Origin of the sequence: Streptomyces spiramenti, assembly GCF_012034385.1 — a bacterium.
Classification (GTDB): domain Bacteria; phylum Actinomycetota; class Actinomycetes; order Streptomycetales; family Streptomycetaceae; genus Streptomyces; species Streptomyces spiramenti.
On record NZ_JAAVJB010000186.1, the window covers coordinates 1 to 10,627 of the forward strand.

Here is a 10,627-nt window from a genome sequence, read left to right on the forward strand (position 1 = left end):
GGCCGGTCCCGGCGGCGGTGGCCGTCCCGGTGGTGGCGGCGGCTTCGCCGGTCGCCCCGGTGGTCCCGGCGGTGGCGGCGGTGGTCGTCCCGGTGGTGGCTTCGGCGGTGGCCGCCCCGGCTTCGGTGGCCGCCCCGGTGGCCCCGGTGGCCGTGGTGGCACCCAGGGAGCCTTCGGCCGTCCCGGTGGCCCGCCGCGCCGTGGTCGCAAGTCGAAGCGGCAGCGCCGTCAGGAGTACGAGGCCATGCAGGCCCCGTCGGTGGGCGGCGTCATGCTGCCGCGCGGCAGCGGTGAGACCGTGCGTCTCTCCCGCGGTGCCTCGCTGACGGACTTCGCGGAGAAGATCAACGCGAACCCGGCCTCGCTGGTGCAGGTGATGTTCAACCTCGGCGAGATGGTCACGGCGACCCAGTCGGTCTCCGACGAGACGCTGCGGCTGCTCGGCGACGAGATGAACTACACCGTTCGCATCGTCAGCCCGGAGGAGGAGGACCGGGAGCTCCTGGAGTCCTTCGACATCGAGTTCGGTGAGGACGAGGGCGACGAGGAGCAGCTCGTCGCGCGTCCGCCGGTCGTCACCGTCATGGGCCACGTCGACCACGGCAAGACCCGTCTGCTGGACGCAATCCGCAAGACGAACGTCATCGAGGGCGAAGCCGGCGGCATCACCCAGCACATCGGTGCCTACCAGGCGTCGACCGTGGTCAACGGCGAAGAGCGCAAGATCACCTTCATCGACACCCCGGGTCACGAGGCGTTCACCGCCATGCGTGCCCGTGGTGCGAAGTCGACCGACATCGCGATCCTCGTGGTCGCGGCGAACGACGGCGTGATGCCGCAGACGGTGGAGGCGCTCAACCACGCCAAGGCAGCCGGCGTGCCGATCGTGGTCGCGGTCAACAAGATCGACGTCGAGGGTGCCGACCCGGCCAAGGTCCGCGGTCAGCTCACCGAGTACGGTCTCGTGGCCGAGGAGTACGGCGGCGAGACGATGTTCGTCGACGTCGCGGCCAAGCCGGGCACCAACATCGAGGGCCTGCTCGAGGCCGTCGTGCTGACCGCCGACGCGACGCTGGACCTGCGTGCCAACCCCAGCCAGGACGCCCAGGGCATCGCCATCGAGGCGCACCTGGACAAGGGTCGCGGCGCCGTCGCGACCGTCCTGGTGCAGCGCGGCACGCTGCGGGTCGGCGACACCATGGTCGCCGGTGATGCCCACGGCCGTGTCCGGGCGATGCTCGACGACACCGGGAACAACGTCGAGGAGGCCGGCCCGTCCACGCCGGTCCTGGTGCAGGGCCTCACCAACGTGCCCGGCGCCGGCGACAACTTCCTGGTCGTCTCCGAGGACCGGACCGCCCGCCAGATCGCCGAGAAGCGTGCCGCTCGTGAGCGGAACGCCGCCTTCGCCAAGCGCACCCGTCGCGTGTCCCTCGAGGACCTCGACAAGGCGCTGAAGGCCGGTGAGATGGAGCAGCTGAACCTGATCATCAAGGGTGACGCCTCCGGTTCGGTCGAAGCCCTGGAGTCGGCGCTGCTCCAGCTCGACGTCGGCGACGACGTGGAGCTGCGGGTACTGCACCGCGGTGTCGGTGCGGTCACCGAGACCGACATCGACCTGGCGACGGGTTCCGACGCCATCGTCATCGGCTTCAACGTGCGGGCCGCCGGGCGCGCCACGCAGATGGCCGAGCGCGAGGGCGTGGATGTCCGCTACTACTCGGTCATCTACCAGGCGATCGAGGAGATCGAGGCTGCCCTGAAGGGCATGCTGAAGCCGGAGTACGAAGAGGTCGAGCTCGGTACCGCGGAGATCCGCGAGGTCTTCCGCTCCTCCAAGCTGGGCAACATCGCGGGTGTTCTCATCCGCTCCGGCGAGGTCAAGCGGAACACCAAGGCCCGTCTCCTCCGCGACGGCAAGGTTGTCGCGGAGAGCCTCAACATCGAGGGTCTGCGGCGCTTCAAGGACGACGTCACCGAGATTCGTGAGGGCTACGAGGGCGGTATCAACCTCGGCAGCTTCAACGACATCAAGATCGACGACGTCATCGCCACCTACGAGATGCGGGAGAAGCCCCGCGGCTGATGCCGCTGTGGTGACACCGTGCCCGGGGGGCCGGTCGACGGGAAATCCGTCGACCGGCCTGCCCGGGCGGCACTACGATCACCCGCATGTTTGTGGGAACAGCCTCGTTCGACCTGCTCCTTGGCGATGTCAGGTCACTGAAGCAGAAGCGATCCGTGGTCAGGCCCCTCGTCGCCGAGCTGCACCGCACGTACGCGGTCAGCGTGGCGGAGGTGGGAAACCAGGATCTGTACCGCCGCGCCGAGATCGCCGTCGCGGTGGTCTCGGGGGACGCCGGTCACCTCACCGACGTCCTCGACCGGTGCGAGCGGCTGGTGGCCGCCCGGCCGGAGCTGGAGCTGCTGTCCGTCCGACGGCGGCTCCACGGTGACGACGACTGAACGTCGTCGTCCGCACGGCATTCGCACGAGAAGGAGACGTGACCGTGAGCGGCAGCGCGCGCGCCGACAACCTGGCGAAACTCATCCGCGAGGTGGTCGCCCAGAAGATCCAGCGAGGCATCAAGGACCCGCGGATCAACAACCATCAGGTCACCGTGACCGACACCAGGGTCACCGGCGACCTGCGTGAGAGCACCGTCTTCTACACCGTGTACGGCGACGACACCGCCCGCGCGGAGGTCGCAGCGGGGCTGGAGAGCGCCCGGGGCATGCTCCGTACCGAGGTGGGACGGGCTGCGGGCATCAAGCACACGCCCAGTCTCGCCTTCGTGCCGGACGCTCTGCCGGAGAACGCCCGCGCCATGGAGGAGCTCTTCGACGCCGCGCGCATCCGCGACGCCAAGCTCCGCCAGGAGGCCGAGGGCGCCGAGTACGCGGGCGACCCCGACCCCTACGGTCGCGGCCCGGCGGAGGAGGAGGACGGTGCCCCCGAGGGCGCCGACGCCGCCGGTGACGCCGACGAAGGCCCCGCCGGCGGTGAACGGGGCGGGGAATCAGCTCGCTGATGGCCCGTCAGAGCAACGGCCCCGACGGGCTTCTTGTCGTGGACAAGCCCGCCGGTTTCACCTCGCACGACGTCGTGGCCAAGCTGCGGGGCATCGCGCGGACCAGGCGGGTCGGCCACGCCGGGACCCTGGATCCCATGGCGACCGGCGTGCTCGTGATCGGCCTGGGTCGGGCAACCCGCCTCCTCGGCCATCTGGCGCTCACCGAGAAGGAGTACCTCGGGACCGTTCGACTGGGTCAGTCGACGGTCACCGACGACGCCGAGGGTGAAGTGACCTCGTCGGCCGGTGCGGCCGACGTGGCCAGGGCCGACCTGGACCGCGAGGTCGCACGCCTGACCGGCGACATCCTCCAGGTCCCGTCCAAGGTCAGCGCGGTCAAGATCGACGGTAAACGCGCCTACCACCGGGTACGCGAGGGCGAGGAGGTCGAGATCCCGGCACGGCCGGTCACGGTCTCCTCGTTCGCGGTGCACGACGTGCGGACCGCGACGGCGGAGGACGGTACGGCCGTCATGGACGTCGTGGTGAGTGTGGTGTGCTCCTCCGGCACCTACATCCGCGCGCTGGCGCGGGACATCGGCGCCGAACTGGGGACGGGGGGGCACCTCACAGCGCTGCGACGCACGCGGGTGGGGCCCTACGGCATCACAGCCGCCCGCACCCTGGAGCAGCTCCAGGAGGAGCTCGACCCGGTGCCGCTCGCGGACGCGGCGGGTACCGCGTTCCCTCGGTGGGAGCTCGACGGCCGCCGGGCGGGCCTGTTGGCCAACGGCGTGCGCGTCGACATGCCACCCGAGCTGCCGTCCGGGCCGATCGCCGCGCTGAGCGGCGACGGCAGCCTGGTCGCGCTGGTGGAGCGGGACGGCCACCGGGCGCGCATTCTCGCCGTCCTCGCGAGGCCCGAGGGCTGACGGGGCGGGGTGGGGCGGCGGCAGGGCGGGGTTGTCCGAGCCGCGACTCCCCTCGTCCATCGATCGGGCGGGGCCCGGGGTGACGGCACGACCGTCACCCCGGGCCCCCTTGGCGTGCGGGGGAGCCCCCGCTGTTCGACTGCGCCGTGCCGCTGGCCGTCGTCATGGTGCCTCTCCCGTCGGTGGCCCGTCGCGACCGCCGGGCATGGCGCCACCCGCGGTGCGTGGGGCCCCGCGCCGTGCTGCCCGTCGCGTGGATCCCGTGCTCTGCACGCCGGGCCCCGTGCGCCCGGCGGGGCGCTTCGCCGGCCGGTCACCGGTGTGATCATCCCTCCGTCGAGCCGCCCCGTGCGGGGCGATCCCCACCCGTTCGAGGGAGCGTGAACGGCTCGGTACGCGGCGCGTGCCGCCGCGCTGTGGTGAACGACGGGCAGCACCGTCGCCTCTGGGCAGAACCTCGCGGTACCCGTCCCGCAGGGAGGCGACGACCTTGGATGAGCCCCGCCCCGACGGCCCCGTGCTGCCGGCACTCCGCGACCTCGCCGGACGCCCCCGGGGCAGGGGGTTCCTCGCCGACGACCAGGGCACCGTCATCACCAGCCATGAGGCGGTCGACGGCCTTGCCCGCGTCGTGGTGCACCCGCCCGGTGGCACACCCTGGGTGGTCTCCGCGACGGAGATCACCCCACTGCCGGAGTGGAACCTGGCACTCGTCAGGACGCCGGGGCTGGCGGGTCGTGCCCCGCTCGTCGTCGGCTCGGCACGGGCCGAGCGCCGTCGGCACCGGCTGCTCCTGCCGCTGGACGTCTGGACCGAAACGGCGGTGATCGGCGCCGGCCCCGCGACCTACACGGCGACGGACCGGTTCCATCCCCTGCCCCGGGTGCTGCACCTGGACGTTACCGAGTCCCGAGGCCTGCGGCTCCGCCTCAACGCCGAGCTGACGGGCGGGCCGGTCCTGGCCGTCGACACCGGGGCCGTGGTCGCCGTGCTCGGCACGGCGCTGCACAGCGGCGAGCACGGCGGGGCGTTCGCCGTGCCGTTGGCGGAGGCCGCGGAGGCACGCCCCGGCGGAGCACTCGCCGCCGTACTGGAGCGCAACGCCGCGGTCGTACCCGGGCACGGAGCCGACCTCAACATCGCCGGGGCGCTCGCGCTGTGCGCCCGCACCGTGCCGCCCCACCGCCACCCGCCGACCGGCCCCGGGACGGGCGCCATCCGACGGCCCGAGGCCGCCGCCGAACTCCGTGAGTTCGACACCTCCGACCACACCGTGCTCGCCCTGGTGGGCGCACCCGGCACCGGGCGCAGCACGGTACTGGCCGCCCACGCGGCGCACCGCGCCGGCGGCGAACACCGCGCCCCGACGGTCTGGCTGCGCGGCGCCGATCTGGAGGCGGACGACCGGAGCGTCCGGGATGCGCTGCGCCGGGTTCTCGGTGCGGCGGACACGGAGCCACGGCGAGCGGACCTTCGCGCCGACCTGCCGACCCCGCGGGAGGCAGGGCGGACGGCACCCGATCCGGACGTGCTCGCCCGTGTGGCGCGTCGTGCGGGGCGCCCGCTGCTGGTCGTCCTCGACGCCCCCGAGGAGATGTCGACCGCCCTCGCGCCCGACCTCACGCACTGGGCCGCCGCCTCCGCCGCCTGGCTCCGGGCCGCCGGGGCCAGGCTCGCCGTCGCCTGCCGCCCGGAGTTCTGGGAGCACGCCGGGCCGCACTTCCCCACCGACAGCACGCACGGAGGCGCCGAGACCGGCGCCGCAGCGGGGATCGCCCTGCCGCCGTGTCTCTGGCTCGGCGACCTCCCACCCGTGCAGGCCGCAGGGGTGCGTGAGGCGCTCGGGATCGGCTCCGCCCTGGACCCGGCCGAGCGTCGCCACCCGCTCTCGCTCCGCATGCTCGCCGACGTCCGCGCGGCTCAGCACGGCACGGGACGGGGGCAGGGAGCCCCCGATCGGCAGCAGATCTTCGCCGCCCACCTCGACCTGGTCTCGCTACGGGTCGCGGAGCGCCTCCCCTCGCCCACAGGGGGGCCGGCCCTGCGGCGGCGTGCCGCGCAGGCCCAGGGACGCCTCCACGAGGCGGCTCGCGGCTCCCTCGGGCCGGTCGTGCTGCCCCGCACGGCTTTCGAGGCGCTGTTCCCCGAACCCGACGGATGGGCGCAGGCGGTACTGGCCGCAGGGGTACTGGTACCGGCCGGAGCAGGATTCCGGTTCGCGGACGAGGAGTTCGCCGACTGGCTCCAGGGGCGCCATCTCGACCTGGACACCACTCTCGACACCCTGCTGGCGGCCCCCGACCCGGGCGCCACCGGGCCCGCCCCACCGCCGATTCCCCGTCACCGGATCGGCCCCGTGGTGTTCGCGCTGCTCAGACTCGACCACGATCTCGGCGCCGACGCCCTGCGGCGCCGGTTGAGCCGGCTCGTCGTCGCCCTCGCCGGGCGCGAGGCGAGGGCGGCGACCGCTTCGTACCCCGGCGGCTCCGGTACCCCCGCGCACGGCGCGTCGCCCGCCCCGTGCGCGAGCTCGTCGAACAGCCAGGGGCCGGACCGCGACGCCCACTGGTGGTGCGCCCACCTGCTCGGGGAGACCCTGCTGCGGCTCTCGGACGCGACGGGGCAGCTGGACACGGCCCGCAGACTGGCCACGCTGGTGGGGGAGGGGCGGGCCTCCGCCGCCGACTTCCCGGCCCCGTTCTGGCGGCGCATGCGCCTGACCACCGGAGACCGGATCGACCTGCTGCGCCTCGTGCTGCCGGCCGGCGGCCCCCACCGCGCGTCGGCGCCGCCGTCGGGCGCGCCGCAGACGGTCGCCCCGCTCGGGAGGGCGCCCGAACGGAACCCGTACGCGGCCACCGCCGCAGAACTGCTGGCCACGGACACCGGCGGCGCACAGCGTGCGCTGTGCCGGTGGCTCGACGACGAGCGCGTGCTCCCCGTGCCCGCCGGCCCCATCGGCACCGGGGCGAGCGCCCCGTCGCGCACCGTCGCGGACGTCGCACGCCACCTGCTCACGAGCCGGCGGACGATCGACCCCGGCGCTTTCGCCGAAGCCCTGGTGGACGCCGCACACCCGCACGCCCATGAGCTGCTGGCGGAGCTTGCCCGACGCGAGCCCGCCGCCCTCTGCCCGGTGGTCTCCCGGTGGGCGGAGGACCCGCTTCCGCACCGCCGTGCGGCAGCCGCGACCCACCTCGGCTGTCTGGACGGTGCGCCGGCAGGCTCTGAGCCGACCGCGCGGGAGCACCTGCGCCGGGCCGCGCGAACCCTGCTGCGCCGGACCCGGGAACCGGAACTCCACGGCCCCGCGTACCGCCTTCTCGTCGGCGACCACGCGACCCGGACCGAGTACCTGCCCGGAGCTCTGGCCCACCTCGCCGGCGGAGCCCACGGGCGCCGCGGCGACCGACTCCTCGCCGCGGCGACCGCGCACGCCGCGCTCAGCGACCCGAGGGGGGTGTTGGCGGCGTTCCGGCGCCAGCTGAGGCGCTCCCAGGCCGACCCGGTCGCCGTCGCCGTCATCCTCGGCACGCTGGCGACGATCGACACCCCCGCCCTCGCCCGTCCCGTCGCTGCGGTCGTCGCCGAGTTCGCGACCCTGTCGGCGCCCCACGCGGCGGAGACCGTCGCCGCGTTCGTTCGAGCCCGGCTCGACCAGGGCAACGGGAGCCGCGGCACCCTGACGTACCTCGTCGAGCGCCTGGCACGCACCGCGCCCCGCGCCACCCGGGCGATCGTGGCCCGATCACTCGCGGAGGCGGGCGACCCCTACGCCGCGTACCTGGGCCGCCTGCTCGTCCACCCCCGGCAGGGTCCGGCTGTCCCGCCCCGTGCACGCCACGGCGAGACGGCGGCGCCGGACAGCGCCGGGGACGCGACGAACGCGAGCCGTCGCGCGGCCACGGCGCTGCCGTCGCCCCGTCCGCCCGACGCGCCGCAGGCGGAACGGCTCGCCGCGGAGCGTGGGCCGGGGCGTCCGCGCTCCGCCGGCGCACCCTTCGCCGCACCGGTCGACGGCGTCGGGACGCCGTTCGCCCACCCGGCGGACGGTCCCGCCGGCGCGGCCGACGGCCCTGCTCAGGAGGGCACCGGACTGCCCGTGCACGGGAGCGTTCCCCCGCACACCGGTCCCCGCCGTGTCGAGGCGCCGGGCGGCCGGTACTTTTGACGCGGCAGTAGTCCGGGAGACGACGAGGAGATACCGGTGCGACGCTGGGGCGATTTGGCGGACATCCCGGGGGACTGGGGGCGGAGCGTCGTCACGATCGGCTCCTACGACGGGGTCCATCGAGGACATCAGCTCATCATCGGCCGAGCGGTGGAGCGCGCCCGCGAACTGGGCGTCCCCGCCGTGGTGGTCACCTTCGACCCCCACCCCAAGGAGGTCGTGCGCCCGGGGAGCCACCCACCGCTGCTCACCACCCACGCGCACCGGGCCCGGTTGATGGGCGAGCTGGGGGTGGACGCCGTGCTGGTCCTGCCGTTCACCACCGAGTTCTCGCAGCTCTCGCCCGAGGCGTTCGTCGAGCGGGTACTGGCCGGGACGCTCCACGCGCGCACCGTGGTCGAGGGCCCGAACTTCCGCTTCGGCCACCGCGCCGCCGGGACCGTCGAGACCCTCCGGGAACTCGGAGCGGCCCACGACTTCGACGTCGAGGTCGTGGACTTCTACACGCCCGGGGCGAGCCGCCACCCGGACGGTACCCCCGCTCCGGAGCCGGACCGGTACTCCTCATCGTCGGTGCGGCGCCTCGTCGGCCAGGGCGAGGTCGCCGCCGCCGCCGACATGCTCGGACGCCCCCACCGGGTCGAGGGGACCGTGGTGCACGGGGCACGGCGCGGCCGTGACCTGGGCTACCCGACGGCCAATCTCGACACCGTCGCCTACTCCGCGGTCCCCGCCGACGGCGTCTACGCCGGCTGGCTCACGATCGGCGAGCAGTCGCTGCCGGCGGCGGTCTCGGTAGGCACCAACCCGCAGTTCGACGGGAAGAGCCGCACCGTCGAGGCCTACGCCCTCGACCGCGACGACCTCGACCTCTACGGCGATCACGTCGCCGTCGACTTCCTGGCCCGCTTGCGGGGACAGGAGACCTTCTCCTCGCTCGACGCGTTCATCGAGCGGATGGCCGGCGACGTGGAGCGCAGCCGGGAACTGACCGCCGGCACGGCCCCCACCGTCGCCGTCGACGCCGGCTGAGACGTCGCACCACGGCCTACCGCCCCGCCCTGTGCGGGCGGTTGGCCCGGGAACGAGAGACCCGGCCGCCCACCCCACCGCGCGAGGCGGTACGGGGCGGGGCGGCCGGGTCAGTGGTCGGGCCCGACCGGCCGGATCACCGCCCGGGGGGCCGCTGCCACCCCGGACCGGCCTGCGGCGGCTGACCGTACCCGCCCGGCTGCTGGGGCGGGTAGCCGTAACCGGCATCCGACGGCGGATAGCCGTAGCCGGGCTGCCCACCCTGCGGGTAGCCGTACGCCGCGCCACCTCCCGGGGCACCACCACCGGGCAGCGGCGGCGCCATGTGGGGCGGCATCGACCCGTCGGGCGTCCACAGCCCCTGTTCCTGCTGAGCTCGGGTGAAGTCCTCCGCGATCAACGCGGCCAGGTCGAAGTACGCCTGTCGCGTCCGCGGGCGCATGAGATCCAGGTCCAACTCGGCGCCCGCCGAGAGGTGCTCGTCGAACGGGGCGACCACGACACCTCGGCACCGGGTGCGGAAGTGCGCCACGATGTCCTCGACCTTCACCATCCGCCCCGTCTCGCGCACTCCGGAGATCACGGTGACACTGCGCTGCACGAGGTCGCCGTAGCCGTGGGCGGACAGCCAGTCCAGCGTCGTGGACGCACTGCTGGCCCCGTCGACGGACGGGGTGGAGACGATGATGAGCTGATCCGCGAGATCCAGGACGCCCCGCATGGCGCTGTAGAGCAGACCGGTGCCCGAGTCGGTGAGGATGATCGGGTACTGCTTCCCCAGCACGTCGATGACCTGCCGGTAGTCCTCGTCGTTGAAGGTCGTCGACACCGCGGGGTCCACGTCGTTGGCGAGGATCTCCAACCCCGACGGGGCCTGCGAGGTGAACCGGCGGATGTCCATGTAGCTGTTGAGGTACGGGATCGCGCTGACCAGGTCACGGATGGTCGCACCCGTCTCCCGGCGCACCCGGCGGCCCAGCGTGCCGGCGTCCGGGTTGGCGTCGATGGCGATGACCTTGTCCTGCCGCTCGGAGGAGAGCGTCGCGCCGAGCGCGGTCGTGGTCGTGGTCTTCCCGACGCCGCCCTTGAGGCTGATCACGGCGATCCGGTAGCAGGACAGGACGGGCGTGCGGATGAGCTGCAGCTTCTGCTGCCGCTCCGCCTCGGCGGCCTTCGCCCCGAACTTGAACCGCGAGCTGGGCCGACTCGCCGGCTGTGAACGCTGCTTGTTGCGGCCCCTCTCCTGGAGGAGGCGGTCCGAGGAGAGCTCGACTGACGCCGTGTAACCCAGCGATCCCGGCTGCGGCGCGGACTGCTGCAACGGCCACCCGGCGGGCGCCGGTGGCTCCTGAGCCGTCGGCGCACCCGAGGCGCCCGCCGCGTTCGGGCCGGCCTGCCCCGCAGGGCCGGGAGCAGCGGGTGGATTGGGCCGCCCTGGCGGGGCGGCGGTGCCGAGCAGCGACCGACGCCCGGGGGCG

7 protein-coding genes are annotated in these 10,627 nt (G+C 74.0%); 6 read left to right on the plus strand and 1 reads right to left on the minus strand.

The window, feature by feature from the left end; all coding sequences use genetic code 11:
- From infB to HCJ92_RS18600, 6 genes are all read left to right on the plus strand, one after another.
- A partial coding sequence (gene infB / locus HCJ92_RS18575) for a translation initiation factor IF-2 (protein WP_209311302.1) occupies nt 1-2,086 on the plus strand: 2,086 nt, incomplete at its 5' end.
- Between the two features lie 86 nt (nt 2,087-2,172).
- A complete protein-coding gene (locus HCJ92_RS18580) occupies nt 2,173-2,466 on the plus strand; it encodes a DUF503 domain-containing protein (protein WP_167934749.1) in 294 nt (97 codons plus the stop codon).
- A gap of 44 nt (nt 2,467-2,510) precedes the next feature.
- Complete coding sequence (rbfA, locus tag HCJ92_RS18585; protein ID WP_167934750.1) at nt 2,511-3,032, plus strand: 30S ribosome-binding factor RbfA; 522 nt, start codon at nt 2,511-2,513, stop codon at nt 3,030-3,032.
- Nucleotides 3,032-3,946, plus strand: a complete 915-nt coding sequence (gene truB / locus HCJ92_RS18590; protein WP_167934751.1) for a tRNA pseudouridine(55) synthase TruB — start codon at nt 3,032-3,034, stop codon at nt 3,944-3,946. Before rbfA ends, truB begins: the two co-directional genes overlap by 1 nt.
- A 490-nt stretch (nt 3,947-4,436) precedes the next feature.
- The gene (locus HCJ92_RS18595) at nt 4,437-8,117 is read left to right on the plus strand and encodes a serine protease (protein ID WP_167934752.1); all 3,681 of its coding nucleotides are present in this window, start codon (nt 4,437-4,439) and stop codon (nt 8,115-8,117) included.
- 36 nt (nt 8,118-8,153) lie between these two features.
- Complete coding sequence (locus HCJ92_RS18600) at nt 8,154-9,149, plus strand: bifunctional riboflavin kinase/FAD synthetase (protein ID WP_167934753.1); 996 nt, start codon at nt 8,154-8,156, stop codon at nt 9,147-9,149.
- Between the two features lie 136 nt (nt 9,150-9,285).
- Here the strand turns inward: HCJ92_RS18600 and HCJ92_RS18605 are convergent.
- Nucleotides 9,286-10,627: MinD/ParA family ATP-binding protein (locus HCJ92_RS18605; RefSeq protein WP_167934754.1), on the minus strand; the 1,342-nt coding region annotated here is incomplete at its 5' end.

Bases quoted from the DNA above. Each gene is read 5' to 3' on its own strand.
- HCJ92_RS18580 (WP_167934749.1), top strand. From the start codon at position 2,173: ATGTTTGTGGGAACAGCCTCGTTCGACCTGCTCCTTGGCGATGTCAGG.
- truB (WP_167934751.1), top strand. From the start codon at position 3,032: ATGGCCCGTCAGAGCAACGGCCCCGACGGGCTTCTTGTCGTGGACAAG.